This is a genomic window from Streptomyces sp. NPDC055400 (genome assembly GCF_053644375.1).
In genome coordinates this window covers 410,201-428,960 of sequence record NZ_JBSHLM010000007.1, presented here as the reverse complement: position 1 = coordinate 428,960, position 18,760 = coordinate 410,201, and the positions used below count along the sequence as shown (strand labels likewise).

Sequence of the window (18,760 nt, the reverse complement as noted above, 5' to 3'; positions counted from 1 at the left end):
GAACTGTGCGGGGGCCATGAAGCACGGCCCACCGGCGCGTTAGGTACTGTCGGCGGCGATGCACAAGACCCTGATCGTGACCAACGACTTCCCGCCCAGGCCCGGTGGCATCCAGGCGTTCCTGCACAACATGGCGCTCCGCCTGGACCCCGAGCAGCTCGTCGTCTACGCCTCCACCTGGAAGCGCACCCGCGAGGGCGTCGAGGCGACCGCCGCCTTCGACGCCGAGCAGCCCTTCACCGTCGTGCGCGACCGTACGACGATGCTGCTGCCGACGCCCCGCGTCACCCGGCGCGCGGCGGGACTGCTCAAGGAGCACGGCTGCACGTCGGTGTGGTTCGGCGCGGCCGCCCCGCTCGGCCTGATGGCTCCGGCGCTGCGCAAGGCCGGCGCCCGGCGCCTGGTGGCCACGACGCACGGGCACGAGGCCGGCTGGGCGCAACTGCCCGCGTCGCGCGGGCTCCTGCGCCGCATCGGTGAGTCGACGGACACGATCACGTATCTCGGTGAGTACACGCGGTCGCGGATCGCCGCCGCGCTGACGCCCGCCGCGGCGGGGCGGATGGTGCAGCTGCCGCCGGGCGTGGACGAGAAGACGTTCCACCCCGGCTCCGGCGGCGACCTCGTGCGGGCGCGGCTCGGACTGACGGACCGGCCCGTCGTCGTGTGCGTCTCGCGGCTCGTGCCGCGCAAGGGGCAGGACACGCTGATCCTCGCGATGCCGCGGATCCTGGCGGCCGTCCCGGACGCGGTACTGCTCGTCGTGGGCGGCGGCCCGTACGAGAAGGAGCTGCGGCGGCTCGCCGCGGAGACGGGTGTCACCGACTCGGTGCGCTTCACGGGGGCCGTGCCGTGGTCGGAGCTGCCCGCGCACTACGGGGCGGGCGACGTGTTCGCCATGCCGTGCCGGACCCGGCGCGGCGGCCTGGACGTCGAGGGCCTCGGCATCGTCTACCTGGAGGCGTCGGCGACGGGTCTGCCGGTCGTCGCGGGCGACTCCGGCGGCGCGCCGGACGCGGTGCTCGACGGGGAGACGGGCTGGGTCGTGAAGGGCGGCGACGCGGAGGACTCCGCGGACCGGATCATCACGCTCCTCGGCGACGGGGAGCTGCGGCGTCGCATGGGGGAGCGGGGGCGCGAGTGGGTCGAGGAGCGCTGGCGGTGGGATCTGCTGGCTGAGCGGCTGCGCGGGCTGTTGTAACGCCGAACGCCGGTCGGGCTGGATGATCCATCCAGTCCGACCGGCGTTCGAGGACAGGGGACGCGGGGGCGGAGCCCCCGCAACGCTCAGCCCTGGTAGATCGCTTCGATCTCGTCGGCGTAGTCCTTCGCCACCACGTTGCGCTTCAGCTTGAGGGACGGCGTCAGGTGGCCCGACTCCTCCGTGAACTGGATCGGCAGGATGCGGAACTTGCGCACCGACTCCGCCTTGGAGACCGCCGCGTTGCCGTCGTCCACGGCCGCCTGGATCGCCGCGATGAGATCCGCGTCGTCCCGCAGCGACACCGCCGTCGAGTCGGCCGGCTTGCCGTGCTCGGCGGCCCAGCGGCCGAGGAACTCGTCGTCGACCGTGACGAGCGCGCCGACGAAGGGGCGCCCGTCGCCGACGACCATGCACTCGGCGACCAGGGCGTGCGCACGGATGCGGTCCTCGATGACGGCCGGGGCGACGTTCTTGCCGCCCGCCGTCACGATGATCTCCTTCTTGCGGCCGGTGATCCGGAGGTAGCCGTCCTCGTCGAGCGTGCCGATGTCGCCCGTGTGGAACCAGCCGTCGGCCAGCGCCTCCTCGGTCGCGGCCTCGTTGTTCCAGTAGCCCGAGAACAGGTGCTCGCCGTGCAGCAGCACCTCGCCGTCGTCGGCGATCCGGACGACGGAACCGGGCAGCGGCTGGCCGACCGTGCCGATCTTCTGCCGGTCCCACGGGTTGAAGGCGGTGGCGGCGCAGGACTCGGTCAGGCCGTAGCCCTCCAGGACCGTGAAGCCGATGCCGCGGAAGAAGTGGCCGAGGCGCTCGCCGAGCGGAGCGCCGCCGGAGATCGCGTACTCGCCGCGGCCGCCGAGGACGGCGCGCAGCTTCGAGTAGACGAGCTTGTCGAACGTCTTGTACTTCAGCTTCAGAGCGATGGACGGGCCCTTGGGGGTGTCCAGGGCACGGCTGTACTCGATGGCCGTGTCGGCCGCCTTGTCGAAGATCTTGCCCTTGCCGTCGGCCTGCGCCTTGGCGCGCGCCGAGTTGTAGACCTTCTCGAAGACGCGCGGCACACCCAGGATCAACGTCGGCCGGAACGCGGCCAGTTCATCGGTGAGGTGCTTGATGTCGGGGGCGTGGCCCAGCTTGATCGGGGCCATCAGGGAGGCGACCTCGACCAGGCGGCCGAAGACGTGCGCGACGGGCAGGAAGAGCAGCACCGAGCACTCGCCCGTACGGAACAGGGGCTTGAGGCGCTCGACCACGTTCCCGCACTCGGCGAAGAAGCTGCGGTGCGTGAGGACACAGCCCTTGGGGCGGCCCGTGGTGCCCGAGGTGTAGACGATCGTGGCCGGGTCGTCGGCTTTCGCGACCGCGCTGCGCTCGTCGACGGTCACGTCGGAGACGTCGGCGCCCGCGCGGTCCAGCTCCTGGACACCGCCGGCGTCGATCTGCCAGACGTGGGTGAGGCCGGGGAGGCCGTCGCGCACCGACTTGACGGTGGCCTCGTGCGCGGCGCTCTCGACCACGCAGGCCACGGCGCCGGAGTCGCCGAGGATCCACTGGATCTGCTCGGCGGAGCTGGTCTCGTACACCGGGACGGTGATCGCGCCGGCGCTCCAGATCGCGAAGTCGAGGAGCGTCCACTCGTAACGGGTACGGGACATCAGGCCGACCCGGTCGCCCGGCTGCACGCCGGAGGCGATCAGGCCCTTGGCGGCGGACCGCACCTCCGCGAGGAAGGTGGTGGCAGTGACGTCCTGCCAGGTGCCGTTCACCTTGCGGGCGATGACGGCGACGTCGGGGTGCTGCGCGGCGTTTCTGCGGACGATGTCGGTCAGATTGCCGTCCGCGGGGACCTCGTACAGGGCCGGAAGGCTGAACTCGCGCAAGACTGCTGCTCCTCATAGGGCACCGGCGCCACGGCATTGTGTGAGTCGACGATGCGGTCCAAGATCGGGCAGGTGCTCAGCTGCTGAAGCAGTGGTAGCCCCAGTGGTTGAAATGCTGAGCACTACTGGACTGCCCGGACGTTACCCATCGGTACTGCTTTTCCGGTAGGGGGTCCAGGCCAGATGTTCGCTGCGTCACACGCCGTGTAACTGCTCCGCCGACCCTAGTCCACCGAATCGGCCAATAGGAAGTAACCGCAGGTCCGGCCCCCTCTACCCACGATTCCCACACAGTTCTAGGGTGATCGCATGCGCGTACATGTGGTCAGCGATGTGCACGGAAACTCCACAGACCTCGCCCGGGCGGGAGACGGGGCGGACGCGGTCGTCTGCCTCGGTGACCTGGTGCTCTTCCTCGACTACGCAGATCATTCGCGCGGCATCTTCCCCGATCTGTTCGGTGTGGAGAACGCGCACCGGATCGTCGAGCTGCGCACCGCCCGCCGCTTCGAGGAGGCACGCGCGTTCGGAGCCGGGCTCTGGGCCGGGATCGATCGCGGGACCGCCATCGAGACGGCGGTCCGCAAGCAGTACGCCGAGCTTTTCGCCCTGTTCCCCACACCGACGTACGCCACCTACGGCAACGTCGACATCCCGCACCTGTGGTCCGAGTACGCCGGATCAGGCACGACCGTCCTCGACGGTGAGCGCGTCGAGATCGGCGGCCTCGTCTTCGGCTTCGTCGGCGGCGGACTGCGCAGCGCCATGCGAACCCCGTACGAGATCAGCGACGAGGAGTACGCCGCCAAGCTCGAGGCAGTCGGGGAGGTCGACGTGCTGTGCACCCACATCCCGCCGGACGTCCCCGAACTCGTCTACGACACCGTCGCCCGCCGCTTCGAGCGCGGCAGCCGCGCCCTCCTGGAGGTGATCCGGCGCACCCGCCCCCGGTACTCCCTGTTCGGACACGTTCACCAGCCGCTCGCCCGCCGTATGCGGATCGGGGCGACGGAGTGTGTCAATGTCGGCCACTTCGCGGGTTCGGGCAGGCCCTGGGCCCTGGAGTGGTGACAGGGCCGCCGCCGGTGCGCGGTAGCCTTCACGCGATACACACCACCCCTCAGCGGACCGCATCTGGAGGAGCCACCGCGATGGCGGAACACACCAGCTCGAGCATCACGATCGAGGCGGCACCGGCCGATGTCATGGGGGTGATCGCCGACTTCGCCCGCTACCCCGACTGGACGGGAGAGGTGAAGGAGGCCGAGGTCCTCGCCAAGGACGGCGCGGGCCGCGCCGAGCAGGTGCGGCTCGTCATGGACGCCGGAGCGATCAAGGACGACCAGACCCTGGCCTACACCTGGACCGGGGACAACGAGGTCTCCTGGACCCTGGTCAAGTCCCAGATGCTGCGCTCCCTCGACGGCACGTACCTCCTCAGGCCGGCCGGCACGGGCACCGAGGTCACCTACCGCCTCACGGTCGACGTCAAGATCCCCATGCTCGGCATGATCAAGCGCAAGGCCGAGAAGGTCATCATCGACCGCGCCCTCGCCGGCCTGAAGAAGCGAGTGGAGACGAAGTAGCCGCCGGTACCCGCGTCCGGCGGCCCGCCGTCCGCGTCCGGCGGCCCGCCGTCCGCGTCCGGCGGCCCGCCGGGGGCGACCTGCGCCCCAGGTAGCCTCACACCCCATGCGCACCGTTCTGGTAACCGGCCCCGGCGGCTCCGGCCGGACCACCGCCGCCGCGGCCACGGCCCTTGCCGCCGCCCGCCGCGGAGCCCGCACCCTCGTGCTCTCGGCGGACCCCGCGGACACCCTCGGCGCTGCCCTCGCCACCCCCACGAGCGCGGCGCCGACGTCCGTCGAACCCGGTCTCACCGCGATACGTCTCGCCCCGGCGGACCGCTTCCGCGAGGACCTCGCCGGCCTCCAGGAAAAGGCCGCGTCCGCCCTCGACCTCCTGGGCGCCACCCGGCTCGACGCCGAGGAGCTCACCCCGCTGCCCGGCAGCCACGAACTCGCCCTGCTCCGCGCCCTGCGCGACAGCGCCCGCGGTCCCCACGACCTCGTCGTCGTCGACCTCCCCCCGGCGCCGCAGGCCCTCGCCCTGCTCGCCCTGCCGGAACAGCTGCGCCGCTATCTGCGCCGGCTGCTCCCCCCGGAACGGCAGGCCGCCCGCGCCCTGCGCCCCCTCCTCGGCCGCCTCGCCGGAGTCCCCATGCCCGCGGAGTGGCTGTACGAGAGGGCGGAGCGCTGGGACACCGAACTCGCCGCCGCCCAGGCCGTGATCGAGGACCCGCACACGACCGTGCGCCTCGTCGCCGAGCCCACGCCCGCCGCGGCCGACGCCCTGCTCACCACGACCACCGGCCTCGCCCTGCACGGCCTGCGCGCCGACGCGCTGCTCGCCTCCCGCCTGCTCCCCGACGGCTCCACCGACCCGTGGCTCACCGACGCCGCCGCCCGCCAGCGCAAGGTCGTCGCCGCCTGGCAGGGCACGTACGACGTGCACGTACTGCCGCATCTGGGCCGTGACCCGCGCGGCGCCGACGACCTGGCCGCGCTCGGCGCACCGCCGGTCCCGCCCGCGCCGCCCGCCATCGCCTGGCCCGTCGAGGACCGCATCGCCGACGAGGGCGTCCTCGTGTGGCACCTGCCGCTGCCCGGCGCCGTCCGGGAGGACCTCGGCCTGGTGCGGCGCGGCGACGAACTCGTCGTCACCGCCGGACCGCTCCGCCGCATCGTCGCCCTGCCGTCGGCGCTGCGCCGCTGCACCGTCGCCGGCGCCGGCCTGCGCGACGGCGTCCTGCGCATCCGGTTCACTCCGGACCCCGGCCTGTGGCCGCGGGGACGGTGAACCGACTACCGCCGTTCGGGTAACGTCGAAGGTACGCACCCACCTGGTACGCACCCACCCGCATACGTTCTCGCAGGAGTCAGCCGTCATGAGCGACGCCACCGAGCAGCCCGCACCCGAGGCCGACGCCGACGCCTGGGAGAAGGCGTGCGCCGAGGACCTCGCTGAGGAGAAGGCCCGCCGCCGTGCCCAGCAGGGGCCCCCGCCCGGCTCGGCCGCCGAGGAGCTGCGCAAGCTCGTCGACGCCGTCGCCGAAAAGCTGTCGGGGCTCCAGTCGCCCCTTCTCGGCGCGGTCGCCCAGGGCACCGCGCAGCAGGTCGTCAACCAGGTCGTCAAGCAGGCGAAGGCGGCCGTCGAGCCGGTCGTCGAACGCAACCCCGAGGTCTTCGACCACCTCGCCGCCGCGGGCAACGAACTGCTCGCCGCCTACCGCTCCGCCGTGGAGCGCCAGGAGCAGCGCTGGACCCAGCGATCATCGGGCGCCCAGGCCGGACAGGCCACCGGGGACGACACGGACCCCCGTGACGAGGGCCCCGAGGGGCCTTCAAAAGGTGAACACATCGACCTCGACTGAAGACCGCTCGGGTACGGTGGGCCGTAGCGGGGCTCGACCGAACTGAGGGATTCATGGGACTCACCATCGGCGTCGACATCGGCGGCACAAAGATCGCGGCCGGCGTGGTCGACGAGGAAGGCAACATCCTCTCGACGTTCAAGGTGCCGACTCCCAGCACGTCCGAGGCCATCGTTGACGCGATCGCCTCGGCCGTCGAGGGCGCACGGGCAGGACACGAGATCGTCGGCGTGGGCATCGGCGCCGCCGGATACGTCAACCGCCAGCGCTCCACGGTCTACTTCGCGCCCAACATCGACTGGCGCCAGGAACCGCTGAAGGAAGAGGTCGAGAAGCGGGTCGGCCTGCCGGTCGTCGTCGAGAACGACGCGAACGCGGCGGCCTGGGGCGAATACAAGTTCGGCGCGGGCAAGGGCCACCGGAACGTCATCTGCATCACGCTCGGCACCGGCCTCGGCGGCGGCATCATCATCGGCAACAAGCTGCGTCGCGGCCACTTCGGCGTGGCCGCCGAGTTCGGCCACATCCGGATGGTCCCCGACGGCCTCCTGTGCGGCTGCGGCAGCCAGGGCTGCTGGGAGCAGTACGCCTCCGGCCGCGCGCTCGTCCGCTACGCCAAGCAGCGCGCCAACGCGACCCCGGAACACGCGGAGATCCTGCTCGCGCTCGGCAACGGCACCCCGGACGGCATCGAGGGCAAGCACATCTCGGTCGCCGCGCGCCAGGGCGACCCGGTGGCGGTGGACTCCTACCGCGAGCTGGCCCGCTGGGCCGGAGCCGGCCTCGCCGACCTGGCCTCGCTCTTCGACCCCTCCGCGTTCATCGTCGGCGGCGGACTCTCGGACGAGGGCGAGCTCGTCCTCGACCCGATCCGCAAGTCCTACAAGCGCTGGCTGGTCGGCGGCAACTGGCGCCCCGTGGCGGACGTCATCGCCGCCCAGCTCGGCAACAAGGCGGGCATGGTCGGAGCGGCGGACCTGGCGCGGGAGCCCGACCCGATCATGTGACACCGGCTGCTCCAGCCACCGAACGCCCGCCGTTTCCCCGGAGAAACGGCGGGCGTTCGTCGTATCTTGATCGTCATGGTCACCGGATCGCTCCCCAACTCCCGCACCGAGCCCGACGGTTCGGCCGTCGTCCGGGTGCTCAGCTACAACATCCGCTCGATGCGTGACGACACCGCCGCGCTCGCCCGCGTCATCGCGGCCTGCGCCCCCGACCTGGTCCTGATCCAGGAGGCGCCCAGGTTCTTCCGCTGGCGCAAGAAGCTCGCCCGGCTCGCGGCCGCCTCGGACCTGGTGATCCTCTCGGGCGGCGCGAGTGCGGCGGGCCCGGCGCTGCTCTGCTCCCTGCGCGCCACCGTCGAACGCACCGAGGACGTCCTGCTGCCCCTCACCCCCGGTCTGCACCGGCGCGGCTTCGCGACCGCCGTCGTCCGCTTCGGCGGCGCCAGGATCGGCGTGCTGAGCTGCCATCTGAGCCTGCAGAAGGACGAGCGGTACGCGCAGGGCGGGATGCTCCTCGACCGGCTCGCGGCGCTCGGTGTCGACCACGCCGTCGCGGGCGGTGACCTGAACGAACGCCCCAGTGGCCGCACGTTCCGGCTCCTCGCCGAGGCCCTCCAGGACGCCTGGGCCACGAAGCCGTGGCTCGGCGAGTACACCTCGACGCCGTCCGACCCGCATCAGCGCATCGACGCGATCCTCGCGACACGGGGCGTCGAGGTCCTCGGCTGCGGGGTCCCGGTGGGCATGCCGGGGGTGAGCGAGGACGACCTGAGGGCGGCCACGGACCATCTCCCGGTCCTGGCCGCCCTCAGGGTTCCCGCCGCCCGGGGCTGACGCGCGTCAGACGACTGCGCCGCGCCCCGGATCGTCGTCGTCATCGTCGCCCTGCATGCGCATCACGAGGGTGCCGAAGCCGCCGAGGAAGCCACCGATGCAGACCGTCGTGAGCCACCACGTCATCTGCCAGCCGAGCAGCACCGCCAGCAGCATCAGGACCGGGCCGCCGATCACGGCGAGCCAGGCGAACTTGGCGGTGACGTCCGCCTCGGGCAAGGGCGGGGGCTCCGGGGGCACGAAGTGGCCCTCTTCGTCGGCGTCGTCGTCCGACGGCTCCGACGGCGTGTAGTCGCGGGGGCCGCCGACGCCGGGTGCGAAGGAGACCGAGGAGCCGAGCGGCGTCGCGGGCTTCCCGGTCTTGCCGGAGCCCGGCTCCGAACCGTTCGTCCCCGAACCGTTCGTCCCCGAACCGTTCGTCCCCGAACCGTTCGTCTCGGAGCCGTCCGTATCCAGGTCGGGCAGGGCCAGGTCCTCGATCGGCTTGAACGGCCTGGCGCCCGGCGGGTCCGGCGGCTCCGTGCCGTACCCGGCGACGATGGCGGCCCAGACGGCGTCCTCGTCCACGGGCTCGCCGGCGTCCCCGGCAGCCGCGGCTGCTTCCGCGGCGGGCTGCTGCTCCTTGCCGAGCTGCGCCGGACCGGGCAGCGCCGTGCCCGACGCCGCCGTCTCGGCGGACGCGTCCTCCGGCTCGCGGCTCTCGTCGCCGGCGGGCTCACGTCGGTCCTGCTCAGCCACCGGTGGCCGTCCCTTCCTTACCGACACTGGGTGCGAGCCGGCCGATGAACGCAAAGCTCTCGTCGAAGATCCGGTCCGCGTCATGGTCCAACGTCGCGACGTGGTAGCTCTGTTCCAGCAGGATCTCCTCGACGTCCGTGGACGAGATCCTGCTGAGGACGCGCGCCGAGTCGACGGGCGGCACGACGTGGTCCTGGGTGCTGTGCAGGACCACCAAGGGCTGTGTCACCTGCGGCAGTTCACGGTCGACGATGCGGAAGAAGTTCCGCAGGGAGTGCGCGGCGTGCAGCGGCACCCGGTCGTACCCGATCTCCGTCGAGCCCTCCTTCGCGATGTCGCTGGCGATCCCCTTCGTCGTGCGCACGAGGTGCCGGGCCACCGGGAGGGCGTGCGCGGCGAGGCCGTGCACCTTGTTCCCCGGGTTCACCAGGACCAGGCCCGCCACCTCGTCCCCGTGCTTGGCCGCGAGCCGCAGCGCGAGGGCGGCGCCCATCGACAGACCGAAGACGAAGACCTGGGAGCACCGGTCCCGCAGCTCGCGCAGGGCGCGGTCCACCTCCGCGTACCAGTCCTGCCAGCCGGTGACCTGCATGTCCTCCCAGCGCGTGCCATGACCGGGCAGCAGGGGGAGCGAAACGGTGAGGCCGCGCTCGGCGAGGTACTCCGCCCAGGGGCGCAGCGACTGGGGGGAACCGGTGAAACCGTGACAGAGGAGGACGCCGACCTCGCCGCCCTCGTGGCGGTACGGCTCGGCTCCAGGAATGACCGGCACCTTCGGTCTCCTGTTCGTGAGAGGGGAATTGCCCAGGACTGCGGGGCGTACTTCACCGTACGCGACCGCGCTGACACCGACCAGGGCCGTCGGGCCCCCGGCCTGCGGCGCGGGTTAAGGTCTGATCCACGCACAAGGGAAGGCAGTGGGTTGATCTACGGCGCAATGAAGGTGGCCATCGGAGGGCCGCTGAAGCTCGGCTTCAGGCCCTGGGTGGAGGGCCTCGAGAACATTCCCGCCGAGGGTTCCGCCATCCTGGCCAGCAACCACCTGTCCTTCTCGGACTCCTTCTTCCTGCCGGCGGTGCTCGACCGCAAGGTCACCTTCATCGCGAAGGCCGAGTACTTCACGACACCCGGTGTGAAGGGCAAGCTCACGGCCGCGTTCTTCAAGGGCGTCGGCCAGCTCCCCGTGGACCGCTCCGGTTCGCGCGGCGCGGGAGAGGCCGCCATCAAGAGCGGCATCGAGGTCCTGGAGCGAGGCGAGCTGTTCGGTATCTACCCGGAGGGCACCCGCTCGCCCGACGGCCGCCTGTACCGCGGCAAGCCCGGCGGCCTCGCGCGCGTGGCGCTCGCCACCGGCGCCCCCGTCATCCCGGTCGCGATGATCGACACCGAGAAGATCCAGCCCCCCGGCAAGGTCATGCCCAAGCTGATGCGTCCCGGCATCCGCATCGGCAAGCCCCTCGACTTCAGCCGGTACCAGGGCATGGAGCACGACCGGTTCGTGCTGCGGGCCCTGACCGACGAGGTCATGTACGAGATCATGAAACTCTCCGGCCAGGAGTACGTCGACATGTACGCGACCGCCGCCAAGCGGCAGATCGCGGACGCGGCGAAGGCCGAGGCCAAGGCGGAGAAGGAAGCCAAGGCCGGGAAAGAGGCCGCGGAGAAGGAAGCCAGGGAGAACAAGGGCGGCGGCACGGAACGGCCGGCGTCCTAGCGGCGTCGTCGTTCTGAGAGCGGTCGTCGCGGGGGCGGTGGTCCGGGGGGTGGATGCGTGGCCAGGCGTGAGCGCGTGATGAGGATGTCCGTCGAGCAGCCGCTGTGGCGCGCGCTGACGGCGTACCGGCTGCTGACGATGCTGTACGCGATCGGCCTGTTCGTCACCGCCCAGGACAGGTTCGTACGTCCCTGGGTGGCGATCGGGTACTTCGCGGTCCTCGTCGTGTGGACCCTGGCCACCCTGCCGAGGGTCGCGAACGCCGCGAGCTGCACCAAGCGCTTCCTGACCGCCGACCTGACCGTCGCGCTCGCCGGCATCCTGCTCACCCCGCTCGCCGTCGAGCACAGCCGGATCGTGGAGGGGGGCCCGACCCTGCCGTCGATCTGGACGGCCGGCGCGGTCCTCGCGTACGCGGTCAAGGGCGGCTGGCGGTGGGCCGCGTTCGCCTCGCTGCTCGTCGGCGTCGCGAACGTCCTGCAGCGCGGCGCCTTCAGCCGCGACACCCTCCACAACGTCCTGCTCGTGTGCATCGCGTCGATCGCCATCGGCTACGTCGTCGAGGTGGCCCGTGCCTCCGAGCGCACCCTCGCCCGGGCCCTGGAGATCGAGGCGGCCACGCGCGAGCGGGAGCGGCTCGCCCGCGACATCCACGACGGAGTGCTCCAGGTCCTCGCCATGGTGCAGCGCCGCGGCACCGCCCTCGGCGGCGAGGCCGCCGAGCTCGGCAGGATGGCCGGCGAGCAGGAGGTGGCCCTGCGGACCCTGGTCGCCGGCGGTCTCGTGCCCGCCTCGCGCGCCTGCGAGGACGCCTCGCAGGGCGCGCTCGTACGGGCCGTGGAGGAGCCGGACGAGCTGCCCGGCACCTCGGCGCCCAGCGATCTGAGGTCGCTGCTCGCGCCGCACGCCGGGGCGCGGGTGAGCTTCGCCGAGCCGGGCACCCCGGTGCTCCTCGCGCCGGTCGCGGCGAAGGAACTCGCGGCGGCTGTCGGTGCCGCCCTGGACAATGTGCGCAGGCACGCGGGGACGGACGCCAGGGCCTGGATCCTCGTCGAGGACGAGCCCGACGCGGTGATCGTGACGGTGCGGGACGACGGACCGGGCATTCCGGAAGGGCGTCTCGCGCAGGCCGAGGGGGAGGGGCGGCTCGGCGTCGCCCAGTCCATCCGCGGCCGGCTGCGGGACATCGGCGGCACCGCCGAGCTGATCTCGGTCCCGGGACAGGGCACCGAGGTCGAACTGAGAGTTCCGAAGGTTTCACGGGGGAAGGCGGGATCGGGAAGATGACCGGGCAGCAGCAGGAAGGCGCCGCCGCGGGCGCGATCAGGGTCATGGTGGTCGACGACCATCCGATGTGGCGCGACGCCGTCGCGAGGGACCTCGCCGAGGCGGGCTTCGACGTGGTGGCCACCGCGGGCGACGGCGAGCAGGCGGTGCGCCGGGCCGGCGCCGCCGCACCCGACGTCCTCGTGCTCGACCTGAACCTGCCGAAGAAGCCCGGCGTCCAGGTCTGCAAGGAACTCGTAGGCGCCAACCCCGCGCTGCGCGTCCTCGTCCTGTCGGCGAGCGGGGAACACGCCGATGTTTTGGAGGCGGTGAAGTCCGGCGCCACCGGCTATCTGCTGAAGTCGGCGTCCACCGAGGAGCTGACCGACGCGGTGCGCCGCACGGCGGCGGGCGACCCCGTCTTCACCCCGGGTCTCGCGGGCCTCGTCCTCGGCGAGTACCGCCGCCTGGCCTCCGAGCCCGCGCCCGCCGCGGGCGCCGGCGAGCCCAAGGCCCCGCAGCTCACCGAGCGCGAGACGGAGGTCCTGCGCCTGGTCGCCAAGGGCCTGAGCTACAAGCAGATCGCCGAGCGCCTCGTCATCTCGCACCGCACCGTGCAGAACCACGTGCAGAACACCCTGGGCAAGCTCCAGCTGCACAACCGCGTCGAGCTGGTCCGATACGCCATCGAGCGCGGCCTCGACGAGGCATGAGCGACCCCGCGGTCTCCTGAAGGATCACCACACAAAGGTCAACTCCCGCACTCTTCAATCGAATTCACCCTTCGCGTGCTGCCGAAGTGACATGGATCACTATTAGCGTGACCCGTGTCAGCTCACAGTGCTGTGGCGAAGGGACATTTCCATGCGGGTCGGAGTACTGACCGGAGGCGGCGACTGCCCCGGACTCAATGCCGTCATCCGGGGCATCGTCCGCAAGGGCGTGCAGGAGTACGGCTATGAATTCGTCGGCTTCCGGGACGGCTGGCGCGGGCCGGTCGAAGGCGACACCGTAAGGCTCGACATCCCGGCCGTCCGCGGCATCCTGCCCCGGGGCGGCACCATCCTCGGCTCCTCGCGCACCAACCCCCTCAAGGTCGAGAACGGCATCCGCCGCATCAAGGAGACCCTCGCCAAGGAGGAGGTCGAGGCACTCATCGCGATCGGCGGCGAGGACACCCTCGGCGTCGCCGCGCGCCTCACCGACGAGTACGGCGTGCCCGTCGTCGGCGTGCCGAAGACCATCGACAACGACCTGTCCGCAACCGATTACACCTTCGGCTTCGACACCGCCGTCGGCATCGCGACCGAGGCCATCGACCGGCTGCACACCACCGCCGAGTCCCATATGCGGGTCCTGGTCTGCGAGGTCATGGGCCGCCACGCGGGCTGGATCGCGCTCCACTCGGGCCTCGCGGGCGGCGCCAACGTCATCCTCATCCCCGAGCAGCGCTTCGACATCGATCAGGTCTGCGCCTGGGTGACCTCCCGCTTCAAGGCCTCGTACGCCCCGATCGTCGTCGTCGCCGAGGGCGCCATGCCCAAGGACGGGCAGATGGTCCTCAAGGACGGGACGCTCGACTCCTTCGGGCACGTCCGCCTCTCCGGAGTCGGTGAATGGCTGGCCAAGGAGGTCGAGCGGCGCACCGGCAAGGAGGCGAGGACCACGGTCCTCGGCCACATCCAGCGCGGGGGCACCCCCAGTGCCTTCGACCGCTGGCTCGCCACCCGCTTCGGGCTGCACGCCATCGAGGCCGTGCGCGACCGCGACTTCGGGAAGATGGTCGCGCTGCGCGGCACGGACATCGTCCGGGTACCGATCGCGGAGGCGACCGCCCGGCTGAAGACCGTCGATCCGGCGCTGTACGAGGAGGCCGGGGTCTTCTTCGGCTGAGGCGCGAGGCGGCGGTCGACGCCCGGAGCGACGCCGGGGGTGGGCGGGGCGAGGCTCTCCCACTCCCGGGTGTCGCGGGGTTGCCCGGCCCGTATATTCGCCATGACCGGCACACACGACGCGATACGGAAGAAAATGGAGCAGTCGTGGAGATCCTCGCATTCGGCGTGCAGTCCGACGAGAAGCCCCTCATGGAGAAGGCGTTCGAGGGGCATCACGAGGTCCGCTGCCTGGGCGTCTTCCTCAACGAGGACACGGCCCCCATCGCGGCCGGCTACGAGATCATCTCCACCAGCGTCAACGCCACCCTCAACAACCGCGTCCTGCAGACCCTCGCCGCCGGCGGCACGCAGATGATCGCCCAGCGCTCCACGGGCTTCAACAACATCGACCTCGAGGTCGCCGAGCGGCTCGGCCTGACCGTCGCCCGCGTCTCGTACTACTCGCCGTACTCCGTCGCCGAGTTCGCCTGGACCCTCGCGATGGCCGTCAACCGCCGTGTCGTGCGCGCCTCCAACCGCACTCGCGACTTCGACTTCAGGCTCGACGGGCTGATGGGCCGCGACCTGCGCGGCCGCACGGTCGGCGTCCTCGGCACCGGCAAGATCGGCGAGGCGTTCACCCGGATCGCCCACGGCTTCGGCATGAACCTCCTCGGCTGGGACATCGCCGAGAACCCCGCCTGCGTCGAACTCGGCATGAAGTACGTCGACAAGGAGCGCCTCTTCACCGATGCCGACCTGATCAGCCTGCACGTACCCCTGCTCCCCGCCACCGAGCACCTCGTCGACAGCGCCGCCCTGCGCACCATGAAGGACGACGCGATCCTGGTGAACTCCAGCCGCGGCGGCCTCATCGACACCAAGGCGCTCGTCTCCGAGCTGCGCGAGGGCCGTTTCACGGGAGTCGGCCTCGACGTGTACGAGGCCGAGGCCGGACTCTTCTTCCTCGACAAGTCGCTCGACGTCGTCGAGGACGACACCCTGGCCCGCCTCGTCACCTTCCCGAACGTCCTGGTCACGTCGCACCAGGCGTACTACACCGTGGACGCGGTGAACCAGATCATCGAGACCACGGTGGCCAACGTCCTCGACTACCGGGCGGGCCGGCGCTCCGAGAACGTCCTCGTGCCCTCCGCGCCCAAGAGCTGAGCCAGCAGCTCCCGCACGACGTCGGCCCCGCGCAGCGACAGCACCGACTCCGGGTGGAACTGAACCCCCGCCACTGCGTTTTTTGGCGCGCCTCCGGCACGACCCGGCCCGCGCAGCGCGTGCACCTCGCCGCTCGCCGCGTCCCGGCTCACCTCGATGCCGTGCGCGGCCAGCTCCACCGCCGCGTCGTCGTCGCAGTGCGCCACGAAGCTGTTGTAGAACCCGACGGTCTCGCTCCGCCCGAACAGATCGACGTCCGTCTGCGCGCCCTGGTACGGCACCTCCTTGCGGACGATCTCCAGGCCCAGCTCGGCCGCGATCAGCTCATGGCCGAGGCACACGCCGAGCACGCCGTGCCGGTGATCACGCAGTACCTCGGCGGTCAGCGCGCGCAGGAAACGCATCTTCGGGTCCGCCTCGTCGGAGGGGTCGCCCGGTCCGGGGCCCAGGACGACGGGTCCCTCGTGGGCGAGCACGGCCTCCCGCAGCCCCGGCTCGTCGTAGCGCCGCACGGAGACCGTGAGACCCGACGACCGCAGCAGATGCGCCAGCATGGCCGTGAACGTGTCCTCGGCGTCCACCACCAGCGCGTGCCCCTCCAGAGCCGCCGCCTTCTCCTGCATCCGCAGCCAGAACGGCGCCAGCGCCGCCCGCCGCCCGTCGAGCGCCGCCTGGACCCGCGGATCGTCGGCGAGCGCGGGCCGCACGCCCTCGCCGCGCGGCCGCCCGGGCCGCACCCCCAGCGCGGCAAGGACCCCGGCCGCCTTCGCGTGCGTCTCCTGGACCTCGCTCGCCGGGTCGGAGCCGCGCACCAGCGTCGCCCCGACCGGTACCCGCAGCCTCCCGCCCGCGTCGATGTCGGCCGTACGGATCAGGATCGGCGAGTCCAGGGTCTGCGCCCCGCCCGCGTCCCGCCCGACCAGCGCGAGCGCCCCCCCGTAGTAGCCGCGCCCGCCGACCTCGTGTCGCTCGATGACCCGGCACGCGTTCTGCACCGGCGACCCCGTGACGGTCGCCGCGAACATCGTCTCCTTCAGCACGTCGCGCACATCCAGCGAGGACCGGCCCCTCAACTCGTACTCCGTGTGCGCGAGATGGGCCATCTCCTTCAGGCGCGGGCCGATCACGACCCCGCCCATGTCGCCGACGGTGCACATCATCTTGAGCTCCTCGTCGACGACCATCGACAGCTCCTCGATCTCCTTCCCGTCGGCGAGGAAGTCCAGCAGGTGCTCGGGCGTCGGGCCGTCGGCCGGGTAGCGGTATGTGCCGCTGATCGGGTTCATGACGACCGTGCCGCCGGACATCCGCACATGGACCTCGGGGCTCGCCCCGACCAGCGTCCTCTCGCCGGTGTGCACGACGAACGTCCAGTACGCGCCCCGCTCCCCGGCGAGCAGCCGCCGGAACAGCGCGAGCGCGTCCGCCCTCCCGAACCCCCGGATCTCACCCTCGTACGTCCGCCGGATCACGAAGTTGGCGCCCTCGCCCAGTCCGATCTCCTCGCGCAGGACCCGGTCGACGATGTCCGCGTACTCGGCGTCGTCCACGTCGAAGCCGCCGTCCGACACGCGGACGTCATGGGCCGGGAGCTGCGCAAGGACCTCGGCCAGCGGCAGCTCGTACGTCTCCTCGGGGGTGAGCACCGCGAGCGGGGTGCCGTCGTCGCGGACGTCGAAGCCGCGCTCCCTGATCTGCCGGAACGGCACGAGGGCGAGGCCCTCAGGGATGTCGGCGAGTCGCTCGTACGTGTTCACCGGGCCGACCAGGAGTTCCACGGTGTCGGTGTTCCCGGCGGCACGGCCCGGCGCGCGGCGGCGCAGCAGGGCGAAGGGTCGGTCGTCGTGCAGCAGCTCGGACAGGTCCATGGCAGGTGATTCCTCTTCCAGACTCCGGTGACGGAGAGGAACGGCCAGGTCCCGGAAAACACTGAAGGCCGCCCTCGGGCGGCCTTCGCTTCGCTGTACGCGCAGTCAGTGGGCCGCCGGGTGAGCGGTCCACCACCAGTTACGGGTCGTGTGCGCGAACATGGCCGGAACCCTACCCGATGGGCAGCTCATCTGTGGGCGACACGTCTCAAAGGGTGAGCGGTCGAATGGACCACCGACATGACCCCGTAATGTTGAGGACGTGACCGTGAACGCTAAGACCAGCGCAAGCGCTGGCAACACCTGGCGAGACCTGCCCGCGGCGCAGCAGCCCGAGTACCCCGATGCCGAGGCTCTGCGCGATGTGATCGCGGAGCTCGAGTCGTATCCGCCGCTCGTCTTCGCGGGCGAGTGTGACCAGCTGCGCGCCCGACTGGCTGCCGTCGCCAAGGGAGAGGCGTTCCTCCTCCAGGGCGGCGACTGCGCCGAAGCCTTCGACGCGGTGTCGGCCGACCACATCCGTAACAAGCTCAAGACGCTGCTCCAGATGGGTGCCGTCCTCACCTACGCCGCCTCGGTGCCGGTCGTGAAGGTCGGCCGCATCGCCGGCCAGTACTCCAAGCCGCGTTCCAAGGGCACCGAGACCCGTGACGGCGTGACCCTGCCGACGTACCGCGGCGACTCGGTCAACGGCTTCGAGTTCAACGAGAAGGCCCGCGTCCCGGACCCCGAGCGCCTGAAGCGGATGTACAACGCGTCCGCCTCCACGCTCAACCTGGTGCGCGCCTTCACCACCGGCGGCTACGCCGACCTGCGCCAGGTGCACGCCTGGAACCAGGACTTCGTGAAGTCGTCCCCGTCCGGCCAGCGCTACGAGCAGCTCGCCCGCGAGATCGACAACGCGCTGAACTTCATGCGCGCCTGCGGCACCGACCCGGCCGAGTTCCAGACGGTCGAGTTCTACTCCTCCCACGAGGCACTGCTCCTCGACTACGAGTCGGCGCTGACCCGCGTGGACTCGCGTACGGGCACCCTGTACGACGTGTCGGGCCACATGGTGTGGATCGGTGAGCGCACCCGCCAGCTGGACGGCGCGCACATCGAGTTCGCCTCGAAGATCCGCAACCCGATCGGCATCAAGCTCGGCCCGACGACGACGCCCGAGGAAGCGCTGCAGTACATCGAGCGCCTCGACCCGGACGGCGAGCCCGGCCGCCTGACCTTCATCGTCCGCATGGGCGCCGACAAGGTCCGCGACAAGCTCCCGGAGCTGGTCGAGAAGGTCACCGCCTCCGGCGCGACCGTCGGCTGGATCACCGACCCGATGCACGGCAACACGTACGAGGCGGCCTCGGGCCACAAGACCCGCCGCTTCGACGACGTGCTCGACGAGGTCAAGGGCTTCTTCGAGGTCCACAAGGCGCTCGGCACGCACCCGGGCGGCATCCACGTCGAGCTCACCGGTGACGACGTCACCGAGTGCGTGGGCGGCGGCGACGAGATCTTCGTCGACGATCTGCACCAGCGCTACGAGACGGCCTGCGACCCGCGTCTGAACCGCAGCCAGTCCCTCGACCTGGCGTTCCTGGTGGCGGAGATGTACCGCGACCAGTGATCTTGCAGTAAATGCCGTGGGGGGGGGGTGACAACGAAACGCGGCCCCCCGCCCAGTTTTTGTGCACCCCCCGCGGGGGAGGGTTGGGTTGGCGCACCCGGGATTTGGGGGGGGGGAACGAACCGGGGCGGATGGGGGGGGGGGGGACCCCGGGTTG

18 protein-coding genes are annotated in these 18,760 nt (G+C 71.3%); 13 read left to right on the top strand and 5 right to left on the bottom strand.

The features are described from left to right. The first annotated feature begins 58 nt into the window (after window positions 1–58). Entirely contained in the window at window positions 59–1,201 is a 1,143-nt protein-coding gene (locus ACWIGU_RS21385; RefSeq protein WP_454403046.1) for a glycosyltransferase family 4 protein, read from the top strand. 86 nt (window positions 1,202–1,287) lie between these two features. Here ACWIGU_RS21385 and ACWIGU_RS21380 read toward each other — a convergent pair whose 3' ends face one another. Continuing rightward, window positions 1,288–3,084: an AMP-dependent synthetase/ligase gene (locus ACWIGU_RS21380; protein WP_454403044.1), complete on the bottom strand. Its 1,797-nt coding sequence runs from the start codon at window positions 3,082–3,084 to the stop codon at window positions 1,288–1,290. A 309-nt stretch (window positions 3,085–3,393) separates the two neighbouring features. On the opposite strand from ACWIGU_RS21380, the gene ACWIGU_RS21375 reads away from it, so the two are divergent. The 6 genes from ACWIGU_RS21375 to ACWIGU_RS21350 all read left to right on the top strand — a co-directional run bounded on the left by ACWIGU_RS21375 (window position 3,394) and on the right by ACWIGU_RS21350 (window position 8,358). Beyond that, window positions 3,394–4,155, top strand: coding sequence for a metallophosphoesterase family protein (locus ACWIGU_RS21375; RefSeq protein ID WP_454403042.1), 762 nt, complete (start codon window positions 3,394–3,396; stop codon window positions 4,153–4,155). A gap of 80 nt (window positions 4,156–4,235) precedes the next feature. Further along, complete coding sequence (locus ACWIGU_RS21370; RefSeq protein WP_356283540.1) at window positions 4,236–4,670, top strand: SRPBCC family protein; 435 nt, start codon at window positions 4,236–4,238, stop codon at window positions 4,668–4,670. Window positions 4,671–4,776: 106 nt separating this feature from the next. Further along, complete coding sequence (locus ACWIGU_RS21365) at window positions 4,777–5,943, top strand: ArsA-related P-loop ATPase (protein WP_454403040.1); 1,167 nt, start codon at window positions 4,777–4,779, stop codon at window positions 5,941–5,943. Window positions 5,944–6,031: 88 nt separating this feature from the next. Further along, the gene (locus ACWIGU_RS21360) at window positions 6,032–6,517 is read left to right on the top strand and encodes a DUF5304 domain-containing protein (RefSeq protein ID WP_454403038.1); all 486 of its coding nucleotides are present in this window, start codon (window positions 6,032–6,034) and stop codon (window positions 6,515–6,517) included. 53 nt (window positions 6,518–6,570) lie between these two features. Then, on the top strand, window positions 6,571–7,524 hold the full coding sequence (locus ACWIGU_RS21355; RefSeq protein WP_356283531.1) for an ROK family glucokinase: 954 nt from the start codon (window positions 6,571–6,573) through the stop codon (window positions 7,522–7,524). Between the two features lie 75 nt (window positions 7,525–7,599). Next, window positions 7,600–8,358 (top strand): endonuclease/exonuclease/phosphatase family protein, encoded by a 759-nt coding sequence (locus ACWIGU_RS21350; RefSeq protein ID WP_454403036.1) that lies wholly within the window; start codon window positions 7,600–7,602, stop codon window positions 8,356–8,358. Between the two features lie 6 nt (window positions 8,359–8,364). Here the strand turns inward: ACWIGU_RS21350 and ACWIGU_RS21345 are convergent, their stop codons facing one another. Together ACWIGU_RS21345 and ACWIGU_RS21340 are read right to left on the bottom strand one after the other, a co-directional pair. Beyond that, window positions 8,365–9,096, bottom strand: a complete 732-nt coding sequence (locus ACWIGU_RS21345; protein ID WP_454403034.1) for a hypothetical protein — start codon at window positions 9,094–9,096, stop codon at window positions 8,365–8,367. Beyond that, complete coding sequence (locus tag ACWIGU_RS21340; protein WP_100592181.1) at window positions 9,089–9,868, bottom strand: alpha/beta hydrolase; 780 nt, start codon at window positions 9,866–9,868, stop codon at window positions 9,089–9,091. Before ACWIGU_RS21340 ends, ACWIGU_RS21345 begins: the two co-directional genes overlap by 8 nt. A 165-nt stretch (window positions 9,869–10,033) precedes the next feature. On the opposite strand from ACWIGU_RS21340, the gene ACWIGU_RS21335 reads away from it, so the two are divergent. From ACWIGU_RS21335 to ACWIGU_RS21315, 5 genes are all read left to right on the top strand, one after another. After that, window positions 10,034–10,810 (top strand): lysophospholipid acyltransferase family protein, encoded by a 777-nt coding sequence (locus ACWIGU_RS21335; protein ID WP_454403107.1) that lies wholly within the window; start codon window positions 10,034–10,036, stop codon window positions 10,808–10,810. 57 nt (window positions 10,811–10,867) lie between these two features. Beyond that, window positions 10,868–12,097: a MacS family sensor histidine kinase gene (macS, locus tag ACWIGU_RS21330; RefSeq protein WP_454403032.1), complete on the top strand. Its 1,230-nt coding sequence runs from the start codon at window positions 10,868–10,870 to the stop codon at window positions 12,095–12,097. Beyond that, complete coding sequence (locus ACWIGU_RS21325; protein WP_454403030.1) at window positions 12,094–12,789, top strand: response regulator; 696 nt, start codon at window positions 12,094–12,096, stop codon at window positions 12,787–12,789. Before macS ends, ACWIGU_RS21325 begins: the two co-directional genes overlap by 4 nt. A 151-nt stretch (window positions 12,790–12,940) precedes the next feature. Continuing rightward, window positions 12,941–13,969, top strand: a complete 1,029-nt coding sequence (locus tag ACWIGU_RS21320; protein WP_454403028.1) for a 6-phosphofructokinase — start codon at window positions 12,941–12,943, stop codon at window positions 13,967–13,969. A gap of 146 nt (window positions 13,970–14,115) precedes the next feature. After that, a complete protein-coding gene (locus tag ACWIGU_RS21315; RefSeq protein ID WP_356283513.1) occupies window positions 14,116–15,120 on the top strand; it encodes a 2-hydroxyacid dehydrogenase in 1,005 nt (334 codons plus the stop codon). Here ACWIGU_RS21315 and ACWIGU_RS21310 read toward each other — a convergent pair. Further along, the gene (locus ACWIGU_RS21310) at window positions 15,063–16,988 is read right to left on the bottom strand and encodes an anthranilate synthase family protein (protein WP_454403026.1); all 1,926 of its coding nucleotides are present in this window, start codon (window positions 16,986–16,988) and stop codon (window positions 15,063–15,065) included. The two genes, ACWIGU_RS21315 and ACWIGU_RS21310, sit on opposite strands and share 58 nt — an antisense overlap. A 105-nt stretch (window positions 16,989–17,093) precedes the next feature. Beyond that, window positions 17,094–17,150 carry a trp operon leader peptide gene (locus ACWIGU_RS21305; protein WP_351255831.1) on the bottom strand — a complete coding sequence of 19 codons (57 nt, stop codon included), beginning with the start codon at window positions 17,148–17,150 and terminating at the stop codon, window positions 17,094–17,096. Window positions 17,151–17,250: 100 nt separating this feature from the next. On the opposite strand from ACWIGU_RS21305, the gene ACWIGU_RS21300 reads away from it, so the two are divergent. Continuing rightward, window positions 17,251–18,603: a class II 3-deoxy-7-phosphoheptulonate synthase gene (locus ACWIGU_RS21300; RefSeq protein WP_454403024.1), complete on the top strand. Its 1,353-nt coding sequence runs from the start codon at window positions 17,251–17,253 to the stop codon at window positions 18,601–18,603. Window positions 18,604–18,760 lie beyond the last annotated feature (157 nt).

What these genes read in the sequence shown, in the direction of transcription:
- ACWIGU_RS21360 (WP_454403038.1), top strand. Translation starts at nt 6,032, where the DNA reads ATGAGCGACGCCACCGAGCAGCCCGCACCCGAGGCCGACGCCGACGCC.
- ACWIGU_RS21355 (WP_356283531.1), top strand. Translation starts at nt 6,571, where the DNA reads ATGGGACTCACCATCGGCGTCGACATCGGCGGCACAAAGATCGCGGCC.
- ACWIGU_RS21325 (WP_454403030.1), top strand. Translation starts at nt 12,094, where the DNA reads ATGACCGGGCAGCAGCAGGAAGGCGCCGCCGCGGGCGCGATCAGGGTC.
- ACWIGU_RS21375 (WP_454403042.1), top strand. Translation starts at nt 3,394, where the DNA reads ATGCGCGTACATGTGGTCAGCGATGTGCACGGAAACTCCACAGACCTC.
- ACWIGU_RS21335 (WP_454403107.1), top strand. Translation starts at nt 10,034, where the DNA reads ATGAAGGTGGCCATCGGAGGGCCGCTGAAGCTCGGCTTCAGGCCCTGG.
- ACWIGU_RS21350 (WP_454403036.1), top strand. Translation starts at nt 7,600, where the DNA reads ATGGTCACCGGATCGCTCCCCAACTCCCGCACCGAGCCCGACGGTTCG.
- ACWIGU_RS21310 (WP_454403026.1), bottom strand. Translation starts at nt 16,988, where the DNA reads ATGGACCTGTCCGAGCTGCTGCACGACGACCGACCCTTCGCCCTGCTG.
- ACWIGU_RS21365 (WP_454403040.1), top strand. Translation starts at nt 4,777, where the DNA reads ATGCGCACCGTTCTGGTAACCGGCCCCGGCGGCTCCGGCCGGACCACC.
- ACWIGU_RS21320 (WP_454403028.1), top strand. Translation starts at nt 12,941, where the DNA reads ATGCGGGTCGGAGTACTGACCGGAGGCGGCGACTGCCCCGGACTCAAT.
- ACWIGU_RS21385 (WP_454403046.1), top strand. Translation starts at nt 59, where the DNA reads ATGCACAAGACCCTGATCGTGACCAACGACTTCCCGCCCAGGCCCGGT.
- ACWIGU_RS21370 (WP_356283540.1), top strand. Translation starts at nt 4,236, where the DNA reads ATGGCGGAACACACCAGCTCGAGCATCACGATCGAGGCGGCACCGGCC.